General features: G+C 57.1%; 26 protein-coding genes and 1 tRNA gene. 20 read left to right on the forward strand and 7 right to left on the reverse strand.

Features of this window, described 5'->3' with window-relative positions:
* The first annotated feature begins 279 nt into the window (after window positions 1-279).
* The 8 genes from DXB86_RS02820 to nagA all read left to right on the forward strand — a co-directional run bounded on the left by DXB86_RS02820 (window position 280) and on the right by nagA (window position 6,972).
* Window positions 280-723, forward strand: a complete 444-nt coding sequence (locus DXB86_RS02820) for a PTS fructose transporter subunit IIA (protein WP_117564748.1) — start codon at window positions 280-282, stop codon at window positions 721-723.
* On the forward strand, window positions 723-1,004 hold the full coding sequence (yajC, locus tag DXB86_RS02825; RefSeq protein ID WP_117583566.1) for a preprotein translocase subunit YajC: 282 nt from the start codon (window positions 723-725) through the stop codon (window positions 1,002-1,004). Before DXB86_RS02820 ends, yajC begins: the two co-directional genes overlap by 1 nt.
* A gap of 36 nt (window positions 1,005-1,040) precedes the next feature.
* Window positions 1,041-1,523 (forward strand): PTS N-acetylgalactosamine transporter subunit IIB, encoded by a 483-nt coding sequence (gene agaV / locus DXB86_RS02830; protein ID WP_089572404.1) that lies wholly within the window; start codon window positions 1,041-1,043, stop codon window positions 1,521-1,523.
* Between the two features lie 90 nt (window positions 1,524-1,613).
* Window positions 1,614-2,414 (forward strand): PTS sugar transporter subunit IIC, encoded by an 801-nt coding sequence (locus tag DXB86_RS02835; protein ID WP_089572403.1) that lies wholly within the window; start codon window positions 1,614-1,616, stop codon window positions 2,412-2,414.
* Window positions 2,404-3,486: a PTS system mannose/fructose/sorbose family transporter subunit IID gene (locus DXB86_RS02840; RefSeq protein ID WP_022094609.1), complete on the forward strand. Its 1,083-nt coding sequence runs from the start codon at window positions 2,404-2,406 to the stop codon at window positions 3,484-3,486. The genes DXB86_RS02835 and DXB86_RS02840 overlap by 11 nt, the downstream gene beginning before the upstream one ends.
* Window positions 3,487-3,671: 185 nt before the next feature.
* Window positions 3,672-4,403 (forward strand): GntR family transcriptional regulator, encoded by a 732-nt coding sequence (locus DXB86_RS02845; protein WP_117736079.1) that lies wholly within the window; start codon window positions 3,672-3,674, stop codon window positions 4,401-4,403.
* Window positions 4,404-4,517: 114 nt separating this feature from the next.
* Window positions 4,518-5,684, forward strand: coding sequence for an SIS domain-containing protein (locus DXB86_RS02850; RefSeq protein WP_117736080.1), 1,167 nt, complete (start codon window positions 4,518-4,520; stop codon window positions 5,682-5,684).
* A gap of 118 nt (window positions 5,685-5,802) precedes the next feature.
* Complete coding sequence (gene nagA / locus DXB86_RS02855; RefSeq protein ID WP_117736081.1) at window positions 5,803-6,972, forward strand: N-acetylglucosamine-6-phosphate deacetylase; 1,170 nt, start codon at window positions 5,803-5,805, stop codon at window positions 6,970-6,972.
* 75 nt (window positions 6,973-7,047) lie between these two features.
* On the opposite strand, the gene DXB86_RS02860 is transcribed toward nagA, so the two are convergent.
* Complete coding sequence (locus tag DXB86_RS02860) at window positions 7,048-7,632, reverse strand: flavodoxin domain-containing protein (RefSeq protein WP_233503118.1); 585 nt, start codon at window positions 7,630-7,632, stop codon at window positions 7,048-7,050.
* Between the two features lie 156 nt (window positions 7,633-7,788).
* Here DXB86_RS02860 and DXB86_RS02865 point away from each other — a divergent pair, with 156 nt between their 5' ends.
* From DXB86_RS02865 to DXB86_RS02880, 3 genes are all read left to right on the forward strand, one after another.
* Window positions 7,789-8,670, forward strand: a complete 882-nt coding sequence (locus DXB86_RS02865) for an aldose 1-epimerase family protein (RefSeq protein ID WP_117736082.1) — start codon at window positions 7,789-7,791, stop codon at window positions 8,668-8,670.
* Window positions 8,671-8,729: 59 nt separating this feature from the next.
* On the forward strand, window positions 8,730-9,665 hold the full coding sequence (locus tag DXB86_RS02870) for a hexose kinase (RefSeq protein WP_117736083.1): 936 nt from the start codon (window positions 8,730-8,732) through the stop codon (window positions 9,663-9,665).
* Between the two features lie 197 nt (window positions 9,666-9,862).
* Complete coding sequence (locus DXB86_RS02880; RefSeq protein ID WP_117736084.1) at window positions 9,863-10,336, forward strand: YhcH/YjgK/YiaL family protein; 474 nt, start codon at window positions 9,863-9,865, stop codon at window positions 10,334-10,336.
* A gap of 134 nt (window positions 10,337-10,470) precedes the next feature.
* On the opposite strand, the gene DXB86_RS02885 is transcribed toward DXB86_RS02880, so the two are convergent.
* The 3 genes from DXB86_RS02885 to DXB86_RS02895 form a co-directional block, all read right to left on the reverse strand.
* Window positions 10,471-10,836: a hypothetical protein gene (locus tag DXB86_RS02885; RefSeq protein ID WP_117736085.1), complete on the reverse strand. Its 366-nt coding sequence runs from the start codon at window positions 10,834-10,836 to the stop codon at window positions 10,471-10,473.
* A 14-nt stretch (window positions 10,837-10,850) separates the two neighbouring features.
* Window positions 10,851-11,360, reverse strand: a complete 510-nt coding sequence (locus DXB86_RS02890; RefSeq protein WP_117736086.1) for a hypothetical protein — start codon at window positions 11,358-11,360, stop codon at window positions 10,851-10,853.
* A 257-nt stretch (window positions 11,361-11,617) separates the two neighbouring features.
* Window positions 11,618-11,693 (reverse strand) — tRNA-Thr (locus DXB86_RS02895).
* A 157-nt stretch (window positions 11,694-11,850) separates the two neighbouring features.
* On the opposite strand from DXB86_RS02895, the gene DXB86_RS02900 reads away from it, so the two are divergent.
* On the forward strand, window positions 11,851-12,333 hold the full coding sequence (locus DXB86_RS02900; protein WP_117736087.1) for a PTS sugar transporter subunit IIB: 483 nt from the start codon (window positions 11,851-11,853) through the stop codon (window positions 12,331-12,333).
* Window positions 12,334-12,659: 326 nt separating this feature from the next.
* Here DXB86_RS02900 and DXB86_RS02905 read toward each other — a convergent pair whose 3' ends face one another.
* Window positions 12,660-13,712, reverse strand: a complete 1,053-nt coding sequence (locus tag DXB86_RS02905) for an aldose epimerase family protein (protein ID WP_117736088.1) — start codon at window positions 13,710-13,712, stop codon at window positions 12,660-12,662.
* 206 nt (window positions 13,713-13,918) lie between these two features.
* Here DXB86_RS02905 and DXB86_RS02910 point away from each other — a divergent pair, with 206 nt between their 5' ends.
* Window positions 13,919-14,683: a DeoR/GlpR family DNA-binding transcription regulator gene (locus tag DXB86_RS02910; protein ID WP_233504126.1), complete on the forward strand. Its 765-nt coding sequence runs from the start codon at window positions 13,919-13,921 to the stop codon at window positions 14,681-14,683.
* A 157-nt stretch (window positions 14,684-14,840) separates the two neighbouring features.
* Window positions 14,841-16,211, forward strand: coding sequence for an ATP-binding protein (locus DXB86_RS02915; RefSeq protein WP_117629883.1), 1,371 nt, complete (start codon window positions 14,841-14,843; stop codon window positions 16,209-16,211).
* A 404-nt stretch (window positions 16,212-16,615) separates the two neighbouring features.
* Here the strand turns inward: DXB86_RS02915 and lacG are convergent, their stop codons facing one another.
* Both lacG and DXB86_RS02925 read right to left on the reverse strand, forming a co-directional pair.
* Window positions 16,616-18,055 (reverse strand): 6-phospho-beta-galactosidase, encoded by a 1,440-nt coding sequence (gene lacG / locus DXB86_RS02920; RefSeq protein ID WP_117736089.1) that lies wholly within the window; start codon window positions 18,053-18,055, stop codon window positions 16,616-16,618.
* Window positions 18,056-18,121: 66 nt separating this feature from the next.
* Entirely contained in the window at window positions 18,122-19,897 is a 1,776-nt protein-coding gene (locus tag DXB86_RS02925) for a lactose/cellobiose PTS transporter subunit IIB (protein ID WP_117736090.1), read from the reverse strand.
* Between the two features lie 357 nt (window positions 19,898-20,254).
* Here DXB86_RS02925 and DXB86_RS02930 point away from each other — a divergent pair, with 357 nt between their 5' ends.
* The 6 genes from DXB86_RS02930 to DXB86_RS02955 all read left to right on the forward strand — a co-directional run bounded on the left by DXB86_RS02930 (window position 20,255) and on the right by DXB86_RS02955 (window position 25,872).
* Window positions 20,255-21,259, forward strand: a complete 1,005-nt coding sequence (locus DXB86_RS02930) for a LacI family DNA-binding transcriptional regulator (protein WP_117736091.1) — start codon at window positions 20,255-20,257, stop codon at window positions 21,257-21,259.
* A gap of 214 nt (window positions 21,260-21,473) precedes the next feature.
* Window positions 21,474-21,812 (forward strand): PTS lactose/cellobiose transporter subunit IIA, encoded by a 339-nt coding sequence (locus DXB86_RS02935; protein WP_089572387.1) that lies wholly within the window; start codon window positions 21,474-21,476, stop codon window positions 21,810-21,812.
* A 466-nt stretch (window positions 21,813-22,278) separates the two neighbouring features.
* The gene (locus DXB86_RS02940; RefSeq protein ID WP_117736092.1) at window positions 22,279-23,292 is read left to right on the forward strand and encodes a hypothetical protein; all 1,014 of its coding nucleotides are present in this window, start codon (window positions 22,279-22,281) and stop codon (window positions 23,290-23,292) included.
* 307 nt (window positions 23,293-23,599) lie between these two features.
* Complete coding sequence (gene lacA, locus DXB86_RS02945) at window positions 23,600-24,028, forward strand: galactose-6-phosphate isomerase subunit LacA (protein WP_117635790.1); 429 nt, start codon at window positions 23,600-23,602, stop codon at window positions 24,026-24,028.
* Between the two features lie 63 nt (window positions 24,029-24,091).
* A complete protein-coding gene (lacB, locus tag DXB86_RS02950; protein WP_117736093.1) occupies window positions 24,092-24,616 on the forward strand; it encodes a galactose-6-phosphate isomerase subunit LacB in 525 nt (174 codons plus the stop codon).
* A gap of 374 nt (window positions 24,617-24,990) precedes the next feature.
* Window positions 24,991-25,872 carry an aldose 1-epimerase family protein gene (locus tag DXB86_RS02955; RefSeq protein ID WP_117736094.1) on the forward strand — a complete coding sequence of 294 codons (882 nt, stop codon included), beginning with the start codon at window positions 24,991-24,993 and terminating at the stop codon, window positions 25,870-25,872.
* The last annotated feature ends 7 nt before the right edge of the window (window positions 25,873-25,879 follow it).

Here is a 25,879-nt window from a genome sequence, read left to right on the forward strand (position 1 = left end):
TATTTCGATACGGTTTCAAAACCGCAGGTAGAAGTGTTAACGAGCGGTAAACGGTCGATTTTTTACCGTGAACGGTGCAAAAACGTTTTACTGTTTGAATCAACGAAAGCAACCTCTTCTGTGGTGATATAGTGACAACAACACGTCACGTGGTTACTACCAGTTGAGAGACCACTGGTTCTCAAAGAACGCTTTCCAAGAAGCTTTAAGGGCGATTGCCCGTTGGCTTCCGAACATCATCGGACTCAGATCGTACACACCTTCGGAAGGGAAATTTGAATGGTTGGCTTTATTCTTACCGGTCATGGACAGTTCGCACCCGGCCTCGCAAGCGCTATCGCTATGGTCGCTGGCGACCAGCCCGCTTTTACCGTCGTTCCTTTTGAGGGCGACCAGGCTGCTTCCTACGGTGAGGATCTCCGCGCCGCTATTACCGCCATGCGCGAGGAGTGCGATGGCGTGCTCGTCTTTACCGACCTGCTTGGTGGTACCCCGTTCAACCAGGCAATGATGATTGCCCAGGATGTCGACAACGTCGAGATTCTGACTGGAACTAACCTTCCCATGGTTATTGAGCTTCTGTTCCTCCGCGGCAACGCCACGCTCGCCGAGCTTGGCGAGCAGGCCGTGACCGTTGGCCAGACGGGCATCACCGCCCAGACGGTCGCTTCCGTCGCTGGTGCCGAGGAAGAGGATATCTTCGGCGACGAGGACGGCATCTAATGGCCGATTTCGGAGCCAGTGTTCTGAGTTCCTCGGTCGCTCTTTTGGGCCTGCTTGTCATCATGGGCTTGATTTACACCATCTGGTCGCAAATCAACATGAAGAAGAAGCAGAAGTACTTCAAGGAGCTGCACACGGAGCTCAAGCCGGGTCAGGAGGTTCTTTTCGCCGGCGGTATCTACGGAACCGTCAAAGGCATCGAAGGCGAAAAGGTCCAGATCAAAGTCCGATCCGGTGCCGTCGTAGATGTTTCGCGTTACGCGATTCAGGAGATTAAGTAACTGTCGTCAGCAATCAACGAAAGGAAGCTGATCAACATGGCAGAACCCAACATTCTTCTTACCCGCATCGATAACCGACTGGTTCATGGTCAGGTCGCGACCCAGTGGAACTCCACCTTGGGCTCCAACCTCATCCTCGTCGCCAACGACGATGTGTCGACCAACACCATGCGTCAGAACCTCATGAAGATGGCCGCTCCCGCCGGCGTCGCTACGCGTTTCTTCTCCCTGCAGAAGACCATCGACGTCATTGGCAAGGCGAGCCCGCGCCAGAAGATCTTCATCGTGGCCGAAACACCGGAAGACGTGCTTACGCTCGTCAAGGGCGGTGTGCCTATAAAGAAGGTAAACATCGGCAACATGCACATGTCGGAAGGAAAGCGCCAAGTCGCCACCTCCGTCGCAGTTAACGACGAGGATGTCGCTGCGTTTAAAGAGCTGCAGGAATTGGGGGTGGAGTTGGAGATCAGGCGCGTTCCGAGCACGCCTGTTGAGGACACGAGCAAGCTCTTCTCGTAATCCTCATGATCCACGTTGTCAGGAATGAAACCCTGACATTCTGTACGTGAAATCCAAAGTGCGTACATACATTTTGAAAGGAGGAGCAAGATGGAATACTCGATCATCCAGGTCGCTCTGGTCTTCATCGTCACGTTCGTCGCGGCAATCGACCAGTTCAACTTCCTCGAGTCTCTCTATCAGCCCATCGTCACCGGCGCCGTCATCGGTCTTATCCTTGGCGACCTCAACACCGGTCTTCTCGTGGGTGGTACTTATCAGCTCATGACGATCGGCAACATGCCGATCGGAGGCGCTCAGCCGCCTAACGCCGTCATCGGCGGCATCATGGCAGCCATTCTCGCTATTGCTACGGGCCTCGAGCCCAACGCGGCAGTCGGCCTTGCCATTCCGTTCGCTCTGCTTGGTCAGCTCGGCGTTACCCTGGTCTTCACGCTTATGTCGCCGCTCATGTCCTCCGCGGACAACATGGCTCACAACGCTGACACCAAGGGTATCGAGCGTCTGAACTACTTCGCCATGGCTCTGCTCGGCCTGATCTTCGCCGTCGTCGTCACCCTGTTCTTCATCGCTGGCGCCACCATCGGTCAGACCATCGCTTCCGCCATCCCGACTTGGCTGCAGACCGGTCTTTCCGCTGCAGGCGGCATGATGCGCTTCGTCGGCTTCGCCGTCCTGCTCAAGGTTATGATGAACCGCGATATGTGGGGCTTCTTCCTCATGGGCTTTGGCCTCGCGCTCATCACCGTTGCCAACGATTCTCTGGCAACCCCTGCTCTGCTCATCCTCGCTCTCATCGGCTTCGGCATCGCCTTCTGGGACTTCCAGCAGCAGACCGAGCTGAAGGGTGCAGCTGTTTCTGACGGAGGTGACTTCGAAGATGGCATCTAATGAGTATGTGATCCCGGAGCACTACGAGGATCTCACTCCTGCTCCGCAGCTCGACCAGAAGACCCTCAACAAGATGGCTTGGCGCTCCTGCTTCCTGCAGGCCTCGTTCAACTACGAGCGTATGCAGGCCGCCGGTTGGCTCTACTCCATCATCCCCGGTCTGGAGAAGATCCACACCAACAAGAACGACCTCGCGGCTTCCATGAGCCACAACCTGGAGTTCTTCAACACCCATCCGTTCCTTGTCACCTTTGTTATGGGCATCGTGCTTTCGCTCGAGCAGAACAAGGTTGACATCCCCACGATCCGCGCCGTCCGCGTCGCCGCAATGGGCCCGCTCGGTGGTATCGGTGACGCCCTGTTCTGGCTGACGCTCGTGCCTATCACGGCCGGCATCACCTCCAACATGGCCATTAACGGCAACGCCGCTGCGCCGATCATCTTCCTGGTGATCTTCAACGTCGTCCAGTTCGCTCTGCGCTTCTGGCTCATGAACTGGTCCTACAAGCTTGGCACCAGCGCTATTGACGCTCTGACTGCCAACATGCAGGCCTTCACGCGTGCCGCTTCCATCATGGGCGTCTTCGTCGTCGGTTGCCTGGTCGTCACCATGGGTGGCACCCAGATCAACCTCCAGATCCCCAACGGCACCACCCGTGGCCTCTCCGCTACTACCGTGATCGTCTCCGAGAAGGAGGCCGAGAACTTCACCGGTATGGAGGGCATCGATACCGAGACCGCTGAGGCCGGTACCATCGCCATGACCGATGAGGACGGCAACGCCCTCACCGCTTCCGATGCCGACGGCAACGCTGTCGAGTGCGGCGTCACCGATCTGGGCAACGGCATGGAGTCCGTTACCTACGGCACCGTCACCGAGGATCCGGTCAACTTCTCCGTTGCCGACACCCTCAACACCATCGTCCCGAAGCTCGTCCCGCTTATGCTTACGCTGCTGCTTTACTACATGTTCGCTAAGCACAGCTGGACCCCGACCAAGGGCATTCTGCTGCTCTTCGTCCTGGGCATCCTGGGCGCTGGCCCGCTTGGTCTCTGGCCGAGCATCTGGTAAGGCTCTAGCTTGAGGGGTGTGTCCCTACGCGGCTCACACCCCGACCCCTTAAGCCATGTGTATGTTAAAAGCCGCGTGCTCGAAAGAGCGCGCGGCTTTTGTTTTCTTGATGATTCGGGTGTTGCGGACTGATAATGCTTAACACCCTAGGTAGTTAGCCGAATTCGAGCAAAAGGGAGGATAGGATGGCGATCGGAGCGCGTAAGCAACCGCTGTACGATCAGCTGGTCGATATTCTGACCGAAAAGATTGACCATGAATATCGCGACGGTGACATGATTCCTTCCGAGCGCGAACTTTCGGAGCGCTATGGTCTCTCGCGCACTACGGTACGCCTGGCTCTGCAGGAACTGGAACGTTTAGGACTGGTGGTTCGGCAGCACGGTCGCGGTACCTTTGTGACCGACCGTTCGGCAAAGGCAACCAATCTTATGCAGTCCTACAGCTTTACCGAGCAGATGCGCGCGATGGGTCGCGACCCCGAGACCACGATTCTCGAGTTTTGCGAGATGGAGGCCGATAAGAATCTGGCCGAGCATATGGGATTGCGTATCGGTGATCGCATTTTTAAGCTTAAGCGCCTTCGTTCTGCCGACAACATGCCCATGATGGTCGAACGCAGCTATCTACCGGTTCGTCAATTTCTGTCCCTAAAGCGACCGCTGCTGGAGCGCAAGCCGCTTTACGATGTGATTGAGCAAGACTTTCAGCAAAAGATACGCGTGGCTGAAGAGGAGTTCTATGCGAGCATAGCCCGTCCCACCGACGCCCACCTTTTGGGAATTGTCGAGGGCTCGCCTGTGCTCGATTTGGTCAGGACTACGTATAACGAGTCAAACGAGGTTGTGGAGTATACACTCTCGGTTGCTCGTGCCGATCAGTTTAAATACAAGGTTTACCACCAGCGTAGCAACTAGTGTCCACATCGTTTCCATATGGTGATTCTTTGCATTTAACTGGTTACTACCAGATAACCAACCGAAGTGTATAATTGCACGTCAGAGGATTACTTCTAGAGAGAGGTATTAGAAATGTTCGAGAAGAGTGTCGAGGAGCTCACCGAGCTCGGCGCCCAGATTACCACGGCCGAGATTGCTCAGCAGCCCGAGCTTTGGCGTGATACGCTCAACATCTATCGCGAGAACAAGGAGGCCATCGAGGCCTTTCTGGCCGAGGCTCGCGCTATGGGCGAGGGCCGTCTGTCCGTTGTCTTCACCGGTGCCGGTACGTCCGACTACGTTGGCGATACCTGCGCCCCGTACCTGCGTCACGCTGGCAACACTGATCTCTACGACTTTAAGCCCATCGCCACGACCGACATCGTGAGCGCTCCGCGCGACTTCCTGCGCGCCGAGGATCCCACGCTCGTGGTTTCCTTTGCCCGCTCTGGCAACAGCCCCGAGAGCCTTGCCGCCGTTGCCGTCGCCAAGGAGCTCGTCCACAACGTCAAGTTCCTCAACATCACCTGCGCTCCCGAGGGCAAGCTTGCCGTCGAGTCCGCCGATGATCCCAATGCGCTGACGCTGCTCATCCCGCGCGCCAACGACAAGGGCTTCGCCATGACCGGTTCCTACACCTGCATGACCCTGCTCTCCACCCTTATTTTCGACACTGCCTCTGACGAGCAGAAGGCCGAGTGGGTCGAGACCATCGCCAAGATGGGCGAGGAGGTTATCGCTCGCGAGTCCGAGGTTGCCGATTACCTCGCTGGCGACTTCAACCGCGTGACCTACTTGGGTTCTGGCTCCTTCGGTGGCCTTGCCCAGGAGAGCCAGCTCAAGATCCTCGAGCTCGCTCACGGTTTGGTCGCTACTTCCTACGACACCTCCATGGGCTATCGTCACGGACCTAAGTCCTTCGTCGACGATAAGACGCTCGTCTTCGTGTTCGTCAACAACGACGCCTACACCCGTCAGTACGACATCGACATCCTCAACGAGATCGGTGGCGACAAGATCGCTCAGCACACCGTCGCCGTTCAGCAGGAAGGTGCCACCGTCTATGAGGGTGAGTCCTTCACCTTTAAGGGCTACGAGGCGCTTCCCGAGGGCTACCTTGCTCTGCCGTTCGTGATGTTTGCCCAGGCTATCAGCCTGCTCAACTCCGTGCGCGTGGGCAATACGCCCGACACGCCGAGCCCCACCGGCACGGTCAACCGCGTGGTCAAGGGCGTGACGATTCACCCCTTCACCGCTTAATCGCGTCCCCCTGTAAGGGCGCCCGTCCGCTCATAACGGCGGGCGGGCGCTTTTTGTTTTTACATGGACCGGGTATAAGCATCACCACAGTCAATTGCTTTAGAAGCAAGGAGTGCATATGAGCACGTACGCAATTAAGGCTGACAAGTTCTTCTTGCCGGCAGGCCCGCAGCTGGGCGGCTATCTCATGGTCGAAGACGGCGTCTTTGGCGTCTGGCAGGCCGACGAGCCCTCTTGCGAGATTAAGGACTACACGGGATCGTGGATCGCACCGGGTATGGTCGATACTCACATCCATGGCTTCTATAACCACTCAACTACCGATAACGATCCCGAGGGCATCGATATCAGCTCGACCGAGCTCGCCCGTCGCGGTACCACCAGCTGGCTGCCCACGACGTTCACCGATGGCGTCGAGCAGATCAAGGACGCCTGCGCCGCCATCGCCCAGGCTGACGAGGGCCGCGGCCCCGACTTCTGTGGTGCTCGCATTCAGGGCATCTACCTGGAGGGCCCCTTCTTTACCATGAAGCACGTGGGCGCGCAGAACCCCGCTTATCTTATCGATCCCTCCGAGGAGGTCTTCGATCAGTGGCAGGAGGCTGCCGGCGGACGTATCGTCAAGAGTGCCATGGCCGCTGAGCGCGATGGCGCTGCCGCCTATGCAGCCGCCCTCAACGCGAAGGGCGTCGTGACCAGCATCGGTCACTCCGACGCCACCTACGATGAGTGCATCGCCGCCATCAACGCCGGTGCCAGCTGCTTTACGCATACCTATAACGGCCAGCGCGGGCTGCATCACCGTGAGCCCGGTGTCGTGGGTGCTGCCATGTCCACGCCCGAGACCTACGCCGAGATCATCTGTGACGGCAAGCACGTAAACCCTGCCGCCATCAAGGCACTGCTGCAGGCAAAGGGCTGGCAGCACACGGTGCTTATCACCGACTGCCTGGGTTGCGGCGGCATGCCCGAGGGCAGCTACACCAGTGGTGGCATGGACGTCATCATGAAAGACAACCTGTGCTGGCTCGCCGACGGCAAGAGCATTGCCGGCTCGGTGCTCACGCTTGCCCAGGGTGTCAAGAACATCGTCGACTGGGGCATCGCCAGCGCCGATATCGCCATTCGCATGGCAACCGAGGTGCCGGCACGCTCCGCGCACATCGAGGATAAGTGCGGCAGCATCATGCCGGGTCGCGACGCCGACTTTGTCGTGTTCGACCACGAGCTCACCCTCGTCGAGACGTATGTTGGCGGTCAGAGCGTCGGTAACGCCTTTACCGAGTAACGATAGAAAAAGACGGCGGGCCCGAATCTGCTCGGACCCGCCGTATGGGTTAAACGCTCAAAAGCACCTTTACAGTTACAGCTTGTTGGCGATCTTCTTTGCCGTGCGCTTAACGCCGGCCACCAGGCCTCCTGCAGGATGCTCCTTTTCGTAGGCTAGACGCTTCTCGCGCTTGGCATACTCTTCGACGATGATGTCGCCATACTCGTCTTCGATCTTGTCGAAGAAGTCGACGGCGCCCTTAATTTCCTCAGCGTTCGGGTGCCCCTTTTGGACACCGCCGGTGAGTTTGAACGGCCCCCACGTATCAAAGCCGGGGCAGCCGTAGACGCCCATAAAGATGGCCTGCCTCATGCGGCAGATGCCATCGATATCCTTGCCGTACCACTTGTTTTTGCCACCGTAGGTCATAAGGCCAAACACCTTGTCCTGCGGCTGCAGCACGTTCGTGAGCACGCGTGCCATGTCCTTGTCGATCTCGGAGTAATAGATGCCCGTGGCGACACCGATCAGATGATATTCGTGCAGGTTGGGATACTCGTTTTTGCCGAGCGCCTTGACGTCGAGGGTATCGATTTCGGGGTGCGCCTCGACGATGGCGTCCACGAGCTTTTTCGTATTGCCGTGGTGGCGTGAGGCATAAAGGATGATGGTTCGCATAAGAAGGCCTTTCAGCTGTAATTGCATCAATGTCTGTATGGTACCCCGTTGCATGGCTGGGATACCGGACGCATCGATGAACGTGCGGGTTTGTCCTTTGGTCAGGGCCGAGACGGGTTCTTGCGAGCAAAAAGCAGTTGTTCGAAAGGATGGACAATGGAATACGCTCTCTCCAACGATTCGATTTCTATCAAGGTCTCCACGGCCGGCGGCTCGTTTACCTCGATTGAGGCTGGAGGTCGCGAGTACCTGTGGCAGGGTGATCCCGCCGTGTGGTCCGGCCAGGCACCGATTTGCTTCCCGATTTGCGGAGGCCTGCGTGATGGTAGCGCCATGACGTTTGCCGGGCATCATGTGAAGCTCGCTCGCCACGGGTTTGCGCGCAAACAGGAGTGGAAGCTGCTGAGCCAGAGCGAGAACGAGCTGGCGATGTGCCTGGCTTCGGAGGATAACGCCGCGCTGCTGAGCGATTATCCGTACCCGTTTAAGCTTGTCGCTCGTTATGCGCTTGAGGGGGATACCGTGCGCGTCTCCTATGAGGTGACCAACGAGGGCACCGAGGACATGCCGTTCTTTATCGGTGGACACCCCGGCTTTAGGTGCCCGCTCGACGAGGGCGAGGCCTATACGGACTACGAGCTGCGCTTTGAGAAGGACGAGGCTGCGGAGCTCTGCACCGCCGTTCCTTCGACTGGCTTGATTGATGTGGCAAACCGCTCCAAGAACCCCATGGTGGGGAAGACGTTGCCCCTGTCGCACGAGCTCTTCGATTTTGCGGAGACCATCTTTGACGTACTCGAGAGTCGTCAGGTCACGCTTTCCAAAAAGGGCGAGGACAAGGGCGTTCGCCTGAGCTTCGAGGGCTTTCCGTACCTCATCGTGTGGAGTAAGCCCGAGGGCGATTTTGTGGCAGTTGAGCCCTGGGGCGGCCTTTCGACCTGCTCCGATGAGGATGACGTGCTTGAGCATAAGCGCGGCTGCCTTGTCGCCAAGCCCAAGGAGACCGTCGTTCGCTCGTTCACGATTGAAATTCTGTAATTCCGTTTTGTCGACTCGTATCGCGAGGCACTAGGAGCCTGCGAGATAAGGAGCTAAAAATGATCCTCACCGTTACGATGAACCCGTCTGTCGATACGCGCTATCAGCTCGATGAGCTCGTTATCGACGACGTCAACCGTGTGACGCCCGAAAAGACCGCCGGCGGCAAGGGCCTCAACGTGGCCCGTGTGCTGGGTCAGCTGGGCGACGACGTCGTGGCAACCGGTCTGCTCGGCGGCCACATGGGTGCTTACATGGCTGAGCTCATGGACGCCAACGGTATTAACAACGACTTTGTGCCCATCAAGGGCGAGACCCGCATCTGCCTCAATATCCTTCATGCCGGCAACCAGACCGAGCTGCTCGAGAGCGGCCCGACAATTGCCCCCGAGGAGCTCGATGCCTTTACCGCCAAGTTTACCGAGCTTGCGAGCAAGGCCGACGTCGTCACCATCTCGGGTTCGCTGCCCCGCGGTGTCGAGGCAGACTACTATGCCAAGATCACGGGCATTGCCGAGAACGCCGGTGCCAAGGTGTTGCTCGATACCTCGGGTGCTTCGCTCGAGGCCGCCCTTAAGTCCGAAATTAAGCCCGAGCTGGTCAAGCCTAACCTGACCGAGATCAACGGCCTTTTGGGTACGAACTTTACCACCGACGATGTGGACGAGCTCCGCGCCGCGCTCGCCTCTGATGCCCGCTTCTCCGATATCCCCTGGGTCGTCGTGTCCATGGGCGCTGCCGGCTCCGTTGGCTTCCACAATGGCCGTGCGTTCCGCGCAAAGACGCCCGATATCCCTGCCGTTAACGCCACGGGCTCTGGTGACTCCACTATCGCTGGCTTCGCGCATGCCATTGCTGCTGGCGCGGACGACGAGACGGTGCTGCGTACCGCCAACACCTGCGGCAAGCTCAATGCCATGGATCCCATGACCGGCCATCTGGTCATGGACCGTTGGGACGAGGTCTACAACGGCGTTGTCGTGACCGAGCTGTAAAAGCCTGGGCGTCGGCCCCGGCATTGCTTGCTAGCTCATGTCGACGACAAGTGCGGTAGCATTATGCTGGGGCGCGACGCCGAGTTTGTCGTGTTCAATCCCGACCTTACCCTGGTCGAGGCGTATGTGGGTGGCAACAGCGTCGGTAACGCGTTTGCCGAGTAGCCGCCAAAGAAGCGATCCGAGAGGGGATTTAGATGATTTACGGTGCATTGGGCGATATCGAGGAGTACCGCGGAATGCTCAAGGGCCTCGACGTGCTGATCGACTGGCTCGAGGAGAACGACCCGGCACAGCTCGAGGTCGGCAGCCATCCGATTCTGGGTGAGAAGGTCTTTGCGAACGTCATGGCTCCCACGACGCGTCCCGAGGCCGAGGCTCACTATGAGACGCATCAGCGCTATCACGACCTGCAGATCGATGTCGAGGGTCGCGAGGCCTTTAAGGTCGCCACGGGCAGCCTGACGCTGGTTCAGGAGTTTGACGAGAAGGACGACTACGATCTGGTTGACTCCGACGCTTCGATCGCCGGCGATCTTGCTGACGACAAGTTTGCGCTGTTCGTTGCCGGCGAGCCTCACATGCCCACGCTCGAGTTCCCGGGCGATGGCGCGCAGCCGGTCAAGAAGATCTGCTTTAAGCTGCTTGCAGATGCTTACTGGGAGGAGTAGCGAGCTGCTCGGCTGAACTGTTCGTCTGATGGCGTGATTCCCCTAGGGAAATCACGCTAGGACCCCGCCAAACGTGCTTTCCCTAGGGGAATCACGTTTGGCGGGGTTTCGGTTTTTGAATAGGGAAGCCTCATTTATTTGCGAAGAACATCGGCTAGCCGCAGGATTGAAATCATCGACCGATAAGTGAGTTCCACTTTTTCGCCCGCAAGCAGTCGTTTCGAGCCAATCTCATCTAGCCCCACAAGCCGAGAAAACAGCGGGCCGCTCATCGTGCCCTCGTCAATTGACTCCCTTATGGTCTTCAAAACGTCCGTATCATGAAGCGATGCCGAGCTGTAGGGGGCAACACGAGCGGAACTCTCAATTAACGACGAGACAAAAGGATGGAGATGCTTTGGACATAGTCCATCAAACACCACATCCCCATTGTCGTTCGAGCCGACCAGGCGCCAAGTATAATGATCGACCCAGTCATCCCCGTCATATATGGCGTCCATGAGCAACTTCCCGTCTAGAGAGAGAAACCTATTTGGACATCGGGGCGCAAGACCGCAATCCATATCGGGCCTGCAGCAGCTCCAACCCAACGCACCACATAGGTTCCCTTTCGTACATGTGTATCAATCTGCCCCGAAATGCCGGTGAATGCAATTCCAGACCCGTTTGTCGGATAGCAATCGACGTATTTTTGTTTTCCGCTCACAACCTTGTATAGATATATCGTTCCAGCAAAAGAGAAGGGATCGTTCGCAATTTTGTCCGGAAGAACTTGCCACCTCAAAATCCCGCTACCAATATGGTCAAGCTTGACCGTTCCGCCGTCCCCCTCAAAAGTGGCAAGGGGATTTACCCCAGACTGAGAGTCGGCATCGCCCTCCTTAGCAGTTATCAGCAGGCTGCCCGTATAAGACTGCTGAGGCTCACCTTCAGGACAGGCAGCCTCGGCCCAAGAAGGGCCACTCAGGCAGAACAGTCCGAGCAGCATCATTACCAACAAAAGAAAACCCTTAGTTCTTTTCATCTCTATCCCCAACGTCTCTCGACATTTGTATATTGTGACTATTTTAGATCTATATGGCCAATTCGAGCCCTCACCATGGCAATTGTTGCAGCTGGGTTTCTTTTCATTAAGATTTCACTTTGGTAAATCCCCGCCCCTAAGCATTAAACCCGAAGTCCACCGAGTGGGCCGCTGTTGACGTGGCGATGCTTGGATTGGCACACGCGCACTCAAAATCGGCAACAAAAAAGCCGCCCGAAGGCGGCTATCTTGTGCAATGGAGCCAGCGACCGGGCTCGAACCGGTGACCCCCGCTTTACGAGAGCGGTGCTCTACCAACTGAGCTACGCTGGCGGCCATGTGATGACGCAACTGAGGCGTCAACGGCTGTCTATGATACGGGACATCACACATCCGCGCAAGTGTTCTGACGGCTTTTCTCACTTTAAATGCACTAATATTGGAGACGTGATGTCTCGCTCTTACGAGTCTCAAACAGAATGGGACTGCCATGGCTCAACCCAAGATCCTTCTCACGCGTATCGATGACCGGTTTATTTACGGGCAAGACGTTGAGCTGTGGAACGAGGCTATGGGTTCCAACCTCGTCCTAATCGTCAACGACGAGATTGCGGCGGATTCGCGCAAGTGGGCGCCTATGAGGGTCGCGGCGCCCGAGGGCGTGTGGACGCGGTTTTTCTCGGTGCAAAGGACCATCGACATCATTCATACCGCAACGCCGCGCCAATGGATTCTCATCATGGTGGCGTCGCCCGCGGATACGCTCGCGCTGGTCAAGGGCGGTGTGCCCATTACCAAGATCAGTATCGGTCACATGCAAGCAGGGGAGGGCAAGCGTCCCGTGACGCCCACAGTTGCCGTAGACGACACAGACGTCGCCGCCTTCAAAGAGCTGCAAGAACACGGCATAGAGCTAGAAATCCGTTATCTCCCCAGTTCCGCCCCCGACCCCATTGGCAATCTGTTCAACTGATCCCTTGGGGACGGAGGAAAACGGATCATTTTGCCCTTGCGAGGGATGCGCGCGATGCCGCCTGTCAAAAACTATGCCCATTTACTGCGTTTGGTCGGCTATCGCCGAGCATGTCGAATTTGAGAAAAACAAAACCGCAGGTAGACGGCTCACAAATGTAACAAAAACCGGTGCATGGTCGAGCATCCCGGGCTAAACGTAGTAAATGGGCATAGTTTTGATATGTCACTCATACAGTCACAGAAAAAACGAGCCTAAAAGATGAAAAAGCGCTCGCTGGCGGTGGTGCCGGCGGGCGCTGGTGTGCGATATGCAGCGTTATGGGCTTAGTGTCTCATAAAGTGGTATTCGATCACATTGCTGTAGGGGTGACCCGGGCCCACAATGCCCTGCGGGAACAGCGGCTGGTGCGGCGTGTCGGGGTACATCTCTGCCTCGAGGGCAAAGCCGGCGCCCCAGCCATAGTTGGCGTCGTCCTTGGCGTGCTCGTCGCCCAGCCAGTTGCCGGTGTAGAGCTGCACGCCCGGGGCAGTGGTGTAGTAGTCAAGCTCGCGGCCAGTCCACATCTCCTCGACATGAAGGGCGCGACGCAGGTTGCGCCCGTACTGATAGCCATCGATGCACAGGCAGTGATCGTAGCCACGGGCTTGCTTGATCTGCGGGTCGTCGGCCTCCATGCCGGGTGCGACGGGGCGCAGCTCGCGGAAGTCAAACGGTGTTCCCTCGACTGGAGCAATCTCGCCGGTGGGGATGTTCTGCTCGTTAATGGGCAGGTAGTGAGCAGCGTTAGCAACAAAGAAGTGCTCACAGTCCATGCCGGCGTTATGACCGGCAAGGTTAAAGTACGTGTGGTTGGTCATGGACACGTAGGTGGCGCGGTCGCTCTCGCAACCGTACTCGATGCGGAAGACGCCGGTGCGCGTAACGGTAAACACGGCTGTAAAGGTTCGGTTGCCGGGCAGGCCCAGCTCGCCATCCTTAAGCGAGGTGGTCATGCGCACGGTGTTATGGACCTCGTCGAGCTCAACATCCCACACGCGTTTATGCAGGCCGTGCTCAAGATCGCTGTGCAGGTTGTTGGTGCCCTCGTTGGCAGGCATATGCCAGTCCGTGCCGTCGATGGTGATCGTGGCGCCCGCGGTGCGGTTTGCCACGGGGCCGATGGTCGAGCCAAAGCAGGCGGGGTTGTCAAAGTAATCCTCGAGCTTATCGAAGCCCAGCACCACATCGCGCACGTTGCCGGGAATGTCGGGCACATCGATGGCCAGCACGGTGGCGCCATAGTCCATAATGCGAACGCAGATCTCGGGCCCGTCGAGGGTGTAACGATGAACGGGGGTACCGCACGGCGCGGTGCCGAAAAGCTCGGAAGTGATCATTTGGTTCCTAACATCGAGGTATTTCTGACAAACTGTAGCGCGAACAGGCGAGATTATCACTACACCCCACTAAAGCTGGGGGTATTTTTCTCAAAAAAGTGATGATTGGAGCTGTGCGGGCGTTCATTTTTGACGCGTACGAGTCTGATACAATTTGTTCGTTACTGTTTGAATGATATGCGCGCAAAGAACGGCGAGGATTCATCGTGATTAAGGCAGAGCGACAGGATAAGGTTCGTCAGCTGCTCGAGGAGCAGGGCACGGTCTCGGTTAAGGAGATTTCGGATGCGCTGGGCGTATCTGACATGACAATCCGCCGCGACCTTGAGGAGCTTGCGAGCCTTGGCGAGATCGAGCGCGTTCACGGCGGAGCCCGCAGTGCGCAGAATCGTCCCCACGCTATGTTGCGCCATGAGTATTCGCACAGCGAAAAGCGTACAAAGCATGCCGAGGAAAAGCTGCAGATCGCACGCCGTGCTGTGGAGCTTATCGAGGAAGGCTCGACCATCTTTTTGGGTACGGGCACCACGGCTGAACAGATGGCCTCGATGCTGCCGGCGTTTCGCCTGCGTATCGTGACCAATTCGCTTTCGGTGTTTAACCTGCTCGAGGCACGCGAGGACTGCGAGCTGTGTCTCGTGGGCGGCGTGTACCGCCGCCGCACTGCCGCCTTTGTGGGCCCCACGGCCGAGGACACCTTGCGTGCGCTGGGTATCGATGCAGCGTTTATCGGCGCCAACGGCATTCTGGATGGCGACGTGTCTACGTCCAATATGGATGAGGGCCGTATCCAGCAGCTCGCCTTTAGCAAGGCCGACTCGCGCTATCTGATCGCCGACTCCAGCAAGATCGGCAAGCGCGATTTCTATACCTTCTGTCGCCTGGACAATTTGGACGCCGTGGTGTGCGAGCCGGGTATTGCTGATGGAGATCGAGCCGCCATCGAGGAGCACACGCAGGTCATCTGCTAGCTGATGCCGCGGGAGATATTGTGTGTTTCGGCCATTGCAATGGTCGGTATTTTTGTAGCTATAAGCTCATTTAAAGCTCGGTATTTTTGTATTATTAGATGTATCTGAAGGTCGGTATTTTTGTAAACTAGCACGTAAATTATGCTGAGGTGAGATTATGTTTAAACGGAAGGCATATGATCGTCTGCAGGAGTGGAAAGAACGCTCGCAAGGGCGCACTGCGGTGCTTATTGAGGGTGCAAGACGCGTTGGCAAAACGACGCTCGTCAAGTGCTTCGCGCAAAATGAATACAAGGATTATCTGTACATTGACTTTTCGGCTGCTAGCAAAGCCACGCTCGATATATTTCTGAACCATCGTGAAGATGTCGATCTTTTTTTACGCATGCTTCAGCTGCAGTATGGTAAGGCCCTCGAACCGAGAGAGTCGCTGGTCATTTTTGATGAAGTGCAGCGGTTTCCCATCGCGCGCGAATACATAAAGCATCTTGTAGAAGACGGCAGATTTGATTACATCGAGACAGGCTCTCTTGTCTCCATCAAAAAGAATGTCGATAGCATTGTCATACCGTCAGAGGAAGAAAGAATCCCTCTCGAGCCCCTCGATTTTGAGGAGTATCTTTGGGCGACCGGAAAAGATCTTTATGCAGAAGAGATCCGTAAAGCGCGCGAATCTCGGACCGCGCTTCCGGACGGCGTTCATGCGACGTGCATGAGATTATTTGATGAGTATATGCTTGTCGGTGGTATGCCTCAGTCGGTCGACTCCTTTGTGGCAGAGAATGATTTTAGAGGATGCGACAGGGTTAAACGGCAGATTATCGCACTGTACAGGGAGGACATTGCCAAGTTTGGAGGTTCGGACGCTAGACGTGCGCGGGCGGTTTATGACGATATTCCGGGTCAATTATCTGCGGCAAATAAACGGTTCAAATTTGACAGCTTGGAGAAGGGGTCCCGTTTTGAGACATATGAGTCGGCGTTAATCTGGCTTGAGGATGCGCGACTGATTAACCGTTGCTATTTATGCAGTGATCCGAGCGTGGGTTACCGCCTGCACGAGGACGCGTCTTCGCTTAAATGCTATATGGCGGACACGGGATTGCTCGTGAGCTTGGCGTTTGATGATGGTCCGGACCTTATGGATGTTCATAGAGACATTCAATTTGGAAGAATTTCAATTAATAAAGGAATGCTAATCGAGAACATCGTGGCGCAGCAGCTTAAGAGTCTGGGGCATTCGCTTTTTTATTACAGCTGGCAGGAGCCTTCCAAAACAGAGGGGAGTCGGCCCAGAACGCGTGAAATTGATTTTCTTGTTTCGCGCGGCTTTGAAGACGCGGCTGGAAAACCGCGGGTCACTCCTGTTGAAGTTAAATCTTCCAAATCGTATTCAACAATCTCGCTTGACGATTTCGGCAGACGATTCGAACGACGAGTCGGAGAAGAGATAGTTCTTCACCCAAAACAGCTCAGGGCTGAAGGGCATAGGATATATCTACCTCTGTATATGACGATCTTTATCTGATCGGTGGAATGCGGCCAAAAAGGGGGGCATGCGGCTGAGATTGTCAGCCCGGTCTATTTTATTTGTCTCGATCTGTAACAGCTAGGGGCGAAAACACAAGCTAGTTGTTACAGATTTAGATTGAAGGGATTGGCTCGCACGTTTATCTAAATCTGTAACAACTAGACGTCCAAAACCGGGTTAAGTGTTACAGATTTAGATATTTCGGCCCGGCCTCCACGTTTGTCTCAATCTGTGACAGGTGGGACCGAAAAACTCGGCTAGATGTTACAGATTGAGACAAACGGACCCCGACCCGCTCAAAAACAAAAAGGCCGGGGGCGGCGCGCCGTGTGACGTGCCGCCCCCGGCTGAGAAATGGGGACAAGTTATGTGAGCAGGGCAATTACGCCAACTGCAAGCCACTAGTCCAGACGACGGGTCTGCGCCACGTGCTTGTACCAGTAGGCGCTTGCCTTGGGCGTGCGCTTCTGGGTTTCAAAGTCTACGTAGAAGAAGCCGTAGCGCTTGTTGTAGCCATTGGTCCAGGAGAACTGATCCTGCAGGCTCCACAGGAAGTAGCCGCCCACGTTGACGCCCACCTCCATGGCCTTAAGCAGCCAGCGCAGGTGCTGCTCGATGTAGTCGATGCGCGGCTGGTCGTCCACAAAGCCGTTCTTGTAGGGGTCCTTGTAGCCCATACCGTTTTCGGTAATGAAAATCTGCTTGTAGTTGGGGTAGCGCTGCTTAATGTAGACGAGCAGATCGAACAGACCCTCGGGATAGATGATCCAGTCCCAGTCGGTGGTGGGGATGCCGGGCTTGTTCACATGCTCACCAATACCCTTAACGCGCCAGCGGCCGGTGCCCTTCTCGCCCGTACCGTTGTGGTGCAGGTCGTTCTCGCCGTCGTAAGCCTTGAGGAAACGGCACTGGTAGTTGTTGACACCCAGGTAGTCGTTGTAGAGCGCGGCCTCGCGCATAATCTCGAGGTCCTTGTCCATGATCTCGATGGTGCCGCCCGAGATGGCGGCCAGGCGGTCGGCGCACTCGAGGGTGTCGGGGGCATAGTCGCCGCGGAAGGTGGCGTCGAGCAAAAACTGGTTCTGCAGCACGTGCTCGTTGTTGGCGGCCTTGATGTCGGCGGGGTCGTTCTCGTTGAGCGGATACTTAAACTCCAGCGATTGAATGACGCCGATCTTGCCCTTAAAACCGCCGTTGTGGAAGGCCAGCACGGCCTTGGCGTGGGCGAGCATCATGTTGTGCTCGCACTGGAAGGCCTCGGCCAGATGAGCTTTGACGCCGCCGGGGAAGGTGCCCTCGATGTAGGTGTTGGAGGCGTCGGCCCAGATCTCGTTAAAGGTGAACCAGTAGGTCACCTGGTCGGCGTACTCCTTAAAGCAGAAGGTGGCAAAGTCCACAAAGGCATCGATGGTCTCGCGGTTGAGGAAGTCGCCCTTCTCAAAGAGGGGAAGCGGCGTGTCAAAGTGATGCAGCGTGACGAACGGCTCAACATGGTGCTTATGGCACTCGGCGAAGAGATCGTGGTAGAACTGGACGCCCTCGGGGTTGATTTCGCCGGTGCCGTTGGGGAAGATGCGGCTCCAGGCAATGGAGAGGCGAATGCCGTTGATACCGAACTCCTCGCACAGCTCCAAGTCGACAGGGTACTGGTTGTAGAAGTCCGAAGCGGGATCGGGGGAGAAACGGCCTTGGGCTTCCAGAAAGTCGTCCCAGGCAACCTTGCCCTTACCGTGAGTGCGGGTCTCGCCCTCTACCTGGTAGGCAGCAGTGGCGCCGCCAAAGACAAAGTCCTCGGGAAACTGCGCAGGCGGGTTGGTGACGCTAGCAGGGTTAACGGACATGATGATCCAATCGTCTAAATCGAAGGGCCAGCCGGTCTTGGATGGTCGGCTGGCCCTAGGCGTTACTTACTTCGAAAGCTGCTCGGAGACGAAGGCGAGAGACTTGTCGCCGTTCTGGGAGAGCTCGATGTATTGCTTACCGCGGCAGGCGACGCACTTGTTGCCCACGCGCTCGCAGTCCTTCTGCAGGTCTGCCAGGTAGCTTGCGGCCTGCGGGGCCAGGACGACCAGGTCAAAGTCGGGGAGCATATCCACGTGGTTGCCATAGGCCTCGGCAGCGGTCTCCAGATTGATGCCGCGCTCCTTGGCAGCCTTGGCCAGCGCGTTGGCGAGCAGGCCCGAGGTTCCGCCACCCTGGCAGAGCACGAGCACGCGCTTGCCGTTGAGGTCGCTGGCGGTCGTAGCCTCGGCAGCGGGTGCTGCGGAAGCGGCGGGGGCGTCAGCCTTCACGGTCTCGGCGGCAGCGCCGGCGGCAACGCTCTTGGCATCGGCCTTGCCCTGGAAGGCGTCGTTGAGCTTGGCGGCCTTCTCGGCGTTCTTGGCGGCGAGCTCCTCCTGGGAGATCTCGGCCTCCTCGGCGCACTTCTGGGCGTCATAGGCACGGAAGAACGGATAGTACAGGACAAAGTCGACGACCAAGATGAGGGCGAGCATCACAAAGGCGAGCGGCTGGAAGCCCAAGCCCATGATGGTGCCGATGGGGCCGGGGACAGTCCAAGGCAGGGTGTACATAAAGCCGTTCATGCCCAAGAAGTCGATAAAGATCTTGAGGATCCAGATGTTGGCGATCGGGGCAAAGACAAACGGGACAAAGAAGACGGGGTTGAGCACGATGGGTGCGGCGAACAGCAGCGGCTCGTTGACAGCAAAGCAGACCGGGACGATGGCGGCCTTACCGACGGCGCGCATCTCCTGAGACTTGGCCAGGAAGCAGAACATGAAGACCAGGACGAGCGTGGCACCGGTGCCGCCCATGCAGACGACGAAGTACTGGGCACCCTGGGTCAGGACAGCGGAAGCGTGCTGACCGGCCTGGAACGCAGCCAGGTTGTCGGTCATGTTGGCAACGAGGGCGGCGGCGATGGCGGGCTCGACGATCGAGGGGCCGTGGACGCCCACGAACCAGAAGAGGCTCATGGCGCCGTAGATTACAGCGAGGCCGATGTAGCCGTCGGCAGCGGTGAACAGGGGCTGGAACACCTGGATGACGCCCTGGGCAAAGCAGAAGCCAAAGGCGGCGCGGAAGACGATGTCAAAGACCCAAAAGGCGGTGATGCAGACGGAGAAGGGGATGATGTCCTTAAAGGTCTGCGAAATGTTGGGCGGAACCTGCTCGGGCATCTTGACGGTGATGTTGCGCTTAATGAAGAACTTGTAGATGATGCCGGTCACAAACGCAGCGATGAAGGCGGTCAGCAAGCCCTTGGAACCAAGGTAGGTGGTGTTGAAGCCGCTGGCGGCGTCCGTGGCGATCGTGTCGCTCGAAAGGAGCAAGAAGCCGATGATGGCCGCGCACATGCACGAGATAAAGTTGATCTGGTTGTTCTTGGGCAGATCACGGTTCTGGGCGTCGGCGAAGTGCTTGGCCGTGGTGGCGGCGCAGGCGATGGCCAGGATGCCCATGGAGTAGTTGTAACACTTCCACAGGGCGTTGTTGATGTCATCGGGCCAGTAGAAACCCCAGATGTTGGGGACCGAGGCTACCAGGCAGAAGATGGACGAGAAGATGATGATGGGGATGACGGAGATAAAGCCGTCGCGGATCGCCTTGAGGTACTTGTTGCGGGCGATCGCGTTGAAAAAGGGTTGGCCCTTTTCGATGATGGCGATGAGTTGCTCCATGCAATGCTCCTAAGAGTCGGTGGGTTAGCAACGATGGTAACTTTTGGCGTTCGGTTGCCAAAATGTTGACGTTGCCATTTTGCGACACAAAAAAAGACGCGAACTGATGGTTCCTGTGCCTGCGAACCGTCGATTCCTTATGCGTAAACGTTTGAGCCGCCCGGTGGCTCTGTGTTTGCACAATGGCAACGTTAACATTTGGACTACAAAAGCCGTTCGGGGAAGCAAAAATGTCGGTGAACGGTAGGTTTTGGGTGGTGAGCGTATGGCGGAGGAGGCGTTAGATATACTTAAAGACGTTTCATTTGACTGCGTAGGGTGCCGCCAATGGCATCGTTGACATAGAAAGATCGACCTATGGCCGCTGTTAAAAAATCGGTTTCCGTTAAGGACGTGGCGCGTCTCGCGGGCGTCTCGGAGCAGACAGTCTCGCGTACGGTGCACGATTCGCCCAGCGTGCGCCCCGAGACCAAGGAGCGCGTGCGTGCCGCCATGCGCGAGCTGGGGTATCGCCCCAATTTTGCCGGTCGATCGCTGCGCCGCGGCAAGTTTAAGACTGTCGGCGTCGCCATGTTCAACATTACCGGCACCGGCAACCTCGACCGTATGGAGGGCTTTGCCGCCGCGGCCGACAAACATGGCTATGCCATCACCCTCACTAAAGTAGACGGGCATCCGTATACCCTCGAGAGCGCATCGTCGCGCATGAGCGCGCTGCCGGTGGATGGCATGGTTGTGATCATGAATCGCATGCCGGCGGACTTTGGCACCTTCGAGCCGCTGCCCGGTATGCAGACGGTGCTCGTTACCATGCTGGAGCACCCGCTCTGTTCAACAGTCGATAACGACCAGTTCGATTGCTCGCGCCAGGTGGTCGAGTACTTGCTGGAGCAGGGGCACAAGACCGTGCACTTTATCTCGTGTCCCGAGCGCTCGCTTTCGGGCATGCGTCGCGAGGAGGGCTGGCGCGAGACATTGCGCGCGCATGGTATTGAGCCGCCGCGACTCGTCCGTGGCGATTGGACGGCACAGAGCGGATATGCCGCCGGCCAGGTGCTTGCGGACGATCCGAACTGCACAGCCATTTATGCTTCCAACGATGCCATGGCCTACGGCTGCATTCGCGGGCTCGAGTCGCGCGGGAAGCACGTGCCCCAGGATGTAAGCGTGGTGGGTGTTGACGATAGTTTGGGCGATATCGTGCCCGATCGTCGCCTGGCTACGGTGCGCTTTGACAACAAGCGCGTCGGCATGTGGGCGGTCGACAAGATTGCCGGCGCCGAGGGCGCTGCACCCGGTGTGGAGCACATGCTGTTTCCGGGTGTGCTCGTCGAGGGCGATACGGTGCGCGATGTGCGTTAGGGTGCGGACCTGTTTGGGTAGCCGCTAATTGTGTTCGAGAATGTTCAGATTGGTTTAAAAACCGCTCACGGGTGAAAAGCAACCGTTCATAGCTCGAAATTACGTTTTGCGCTGTTCTTTTTTGTTTGAATGTTAATGTTCCTGCCATACACAGCGCAGCGCGTATGCCCGGACGCGATGCTCTCCGTTGGTTCATGTGTGAAAGGAACGCAATATGGCAACCAAAGAAGAAATCTCGATGGTTGGATTCGAGATTGTCGCATACGCGGGCGACGCCCAGACCGATCTGCTTGCAGCGCTCGATGCTGCTCGTGAGGGTGATTTTGAGAAGGCCGAGCAGCTGCACAAGGATGCCAGCGATGCACTTATCGGCGCCCACGACACGCAGACCAAGCTGCTTTCGCAGGAGGCCGGCGGCGGTGAGATGGAGATGACCTTCATCATGGCTCACGCTCAGGATACTCTCATGACCACCATGATCCTGGAGAAGCAGACCCGCTTTACCATCGATGCCTATAAGCGCATCGCCGCACTCGAGGCTAAGCTTGCCTAACGAATCCTCACAATCAAGTCCCCTTCCAAAAGCTCTGCCGCAAACCCGCGACAGGGCTTTTTCTTTTTACCCGGCACTTGGGGACGTTCCTTATCTGCCGGCAGTTAGGGACGATCCTGCCATGCATTTGATCCTTTGAGGATGGAAGAAAACGGGTCATTAGGTTTGCTGCGATGCCGAATCGGCCTGTCGGTTACAAAACTATGCCGGTTTACTACGATGAATCGCATTCTTTCAACTATGGAAAGAACAGCGTTATCAAAGCCGCAGGTAGAACGCTTGTCATTTTCTACTAATAGCAAATGTGGTCGGTCCTATCGGTTTTATCGTAGTAAACCGGCATAGTTTTGAAATGGCACTATTCGACTAGCAGCGTTATGGAGCTTCTGCACGCCCTCCCGTTCGGTTTTTCGATGGGTGGGTATACTTTCCACCGCATTACAGGCCGGAATGAGGAGGTATCCAAATGCCGGACAACGGATTGATTCAAAAGAGAGGCGCGCACGAGGTAGCTCATGGGCGTTCTGTCCAGATAACCGAGCACACGACAGTAACCGAGCTGCAGCCTAGCCTGTCCGATGTCGTGTGCGCAAACAAAAAACTGCAGATTGGCATCATCGTCGCCCTTGTGGTTATGGCGCTCCTGTCGGGCTTTGTCGCGCGCCCGCATTTTGCCGATACCAAGACTTGGGACTCCACCATCGAGGTTATCGATCAAAAGAAGGGCAACGTTTTGGCGCTCACGACCTCGTGCGTTGCCCTGTCTGCGGGCATCACGGCGCTGCCTGGAGATACGGGAACGCCGGTTGCCGAGCAGCTCGCACAGCTTTCAGGCAACCTCGGTATCGTGCTTGCCGTGCTATACCTAGAGAAATACTTGCTCACGATTTTGTGGTCGGTTGGCTTGGGCATCTTAATCCCGTTTGCGTTGGTGCTCTTTGCGGTCTCGCTTGGCATTCACGGACGCTGGAGCACGAGTGCCGTCCTGCGTCGCGTGGCGACCCGCGTGCTGGTAGTCGCCATGATCGGCATGGCGTTGGTGCCTGCAAGCGTGTGGGTATCGCAAAAGGTCGACGAGACATATCGCGTCAGCATTGAACAGGCCGAGCAAAAGGCGGCCGACGCTGCGAGTGCGGCAGATAGCGACAGCTCCAAAGCAAGCAAGAAAAAGACCGAGTCTACAGAGTCCAAAAACGTGCTCGAGCAGTTGACTGACGGGGCCTCGAGCCTGGTCACGTCGGTGACCAGCGGTGCCAAGCAGATGACCGACAAGATCGTGCAGCAGGTGACCGACCTCATCGAAGGCGTCATTGTGATGATCGTGACCTCGTGTGTGATTCCTCTACTGGTGCTCGTGGCGTTCCTATGGCTAGGACACGTGCTGCTGGGGATCGATGTCTCCGGTCCCGCGAACTATCTGACGGATCGTTTCTTGAGCGCTCCGTCCAAACATGCCAAGAAGAGTGGGCAGTCTGAGTAGGCGGCAAAGCGATCTTTGGAAGATCAACCGTAAGAAGGGCGGCCGAGACACGTTCTCGGCCGCCCTTTTGTCTGTTGAACACATGGTCGCTACGTCTGCGCCGAGCCCAAACGGTCTGCAATCAACAGTGAACGGTATTTGTTCAAAAAAGAACAAAGTTAAACAAATAATGGTTGCACTCGATGTTCGAATGTGTTCAAATTAACATGAACAGTGAAGAACCGCACATTCAGATGCCCGGACCTGAGCGCGATTCAACACTTCCAAACAGAAACTACGCACCTGCGTATCTCTCAAGGAGGATGTCATGAGGGTTGTAATCGCTTCCGATGCCGACGGTATGTCGATGAAGGAGTCCATCAAGGAGATGCTCATCGCCGACGGTCACGAGGTCGTCGACTATTCCGAGATCCCTGCCGCGGACTTTGTCGATTCCGCGACCGCCGTTGCCAAGGACCTGCTGGAGCACAAGGATTCCCAGGGCTTCGCATTCGATAAGTACGGCGTCGGATCCTATATGGCCGCCGTCAAGATCAAGGGCATGGTCGTCGCCAACATTTCCGACGAGCGTTCCGCTTACATGACCCGCGAGCACAACGGCTCGCGCATGGTCACCATGGGCCCGGGCGTTGTGGGCACCGAGGTCGCCAAGAAGATCGCCCGCGAGTTCCTGCGCGCCCAGTACGCCGGCGGCCGTCACCAGATCCGTGTCGACATGCTCAACAAGATGGCCTAACGAGAGCCACCGAGAACTCGAACTTCTACCTCAACTTGTGAATTCAGACGAAAGGACGTTCTGATGAAGAAGACCATCGCAATCGGTTGCGACCATATCGTTACGGACGAGAAGATCTATCTGGCCGACCGCCTGGAGCAGGCTGGCTACAAGGTGCTCGACTGCGGCACCTACAGCCACACCCGTACGCATTACCCCATCTACGGCAAGGCCGTGGGCGAGGCCGTTGCCAGCGGCAAGGCCGACTTTGGCGTGGCCCTGTGCGGCACCGGCATCGGTATCACCAACGCTGTCAACAAGGTTCCCGGCGCCCGCTGCGCCCTGGTTCGCGACATGACCTCTGCCCTGTATGCTCGTCGTGAGCTCAACGCCAACATCGTGGGCTTTGGCGGCAAGATCACCGGCGAGTTCCTGATGGCCGACATCACGCTTGCTTTCCTGGAGGAGCCCTACGACAAGACTCCCGAGCACGATGCCCTGATTGCCAAGATCGACGCCTGCAACAAGGCCGACGCCGAGGCTCAGGCTGACCCGCACTTCTTTGACGAGTTCCTCGAGAAGTGGGACCGCGGCGAATACCACGACTAAGGGGGTTCCGGCGTTTTAACAAACGCCGGACCGGTCGACGCTGCGAAGCCATCTGGCGGGCAATCTGCCGCTCAGCTTCGACGGCATGACCAGAAGGTCAATGCCGTCTCGCTTCACGGCACCTTGCCTCGCCAGCTGGCTTCTCGCTGATGTCTGAGTGACCTGTGGGGTTACCGCTGTTGTTGCGAAGCTTTCTGGTTCGGTAAGCTGCTCCGATAACACGTTTGCTTGCTTGGCTTGAGTGCTTCGTTTTGGCGGTATCCGGCATTCTGTAGCTTTTCAATTGACGGCTCGCGTTTCTGTGAGGGGGCGCGGGCCGGTTTTCTATCAGCCCCACTGACTCGGCGGGCTGGCGTACGAAAGGGAAGGCTCCTATGGAGTTTGTTCTTGATAACGGTTCTATTCGTGTGGCACTGAGCACGGCTGGCGGATCGTTCACTTCTATTGCGGCCAACGGTCGTGAGTATCTGTGGCAGGGCGATCCGGCGGTGTGGTCGGGCCAGGCACCCATTTGCTTTCCGATTTGCGGCGGCCTTCGTGATGGCCGCGCGATGACCATGGGTGGCCGCGAGGTCAAGCTTGCCCGCCACGGCTTTGCCCGCAAGCAGGAGTGGAAGCTCGAGGAACAGAGCGACAACATGGTTGCGCTGAGCCTAAGCTCTGCCGACCATGCCGAGTTGCTTGAGCAGTACCCGTATCCGTTTAAGATCGTTGCTCGCTACACGATCGATTCGGAAAAGGTGGCCGTGTCGTACGAGGTGACCAATGAGGGCACCGAGGATATGCCATTCTTTGTGGGTGGTCACCCCGGCTTTAAGTGCCCGCTCGACGAGGGCGAGTCCTATGACGATTATGAGCTCCGTTTTGAGCAGCGTGAGGCCACCGAGCTCTGTACTGCCGTTCCCTCGACGGGCTTGATTGATGTTGAGCATCGCAGCAAGAACCCTATGATCGACCAGAGCCTGCCGCTGACCCACGAACTCTTCGACTTCGCGGAGACTATCTTTGACGTGCTCGAGAGCCGCGTGGTTACGCTGACCAAGAAAACCGAGGACAAGGGCGTGCGCCTGACGTTCCCCGATATGCCGTACCTGATTGTGTGGAGCAAGCCCGAGGGCGACTTTGTGGCCGTGGAACCGTGGGGTGGTCTGTCCACCTGCTTCGACGAGGACGATATTCTGGAGCACAAGCGTGGCTGCCTGGTGGCCAAGCCGGGGGAGACCGTCACCCGCGGCTTTGAGATCGAGATCCTTTAACGAGCTA

The organism is Collinsella sp. OM06-18AC (genome assembly GCF_003438785.1).
In the GTDB taxonomy this organism is placed as follows: Bacteria; Actinomycetota; Coriobacteriia; order Coriobacteriales; family Coriobacteriaceae; genus Collinsella.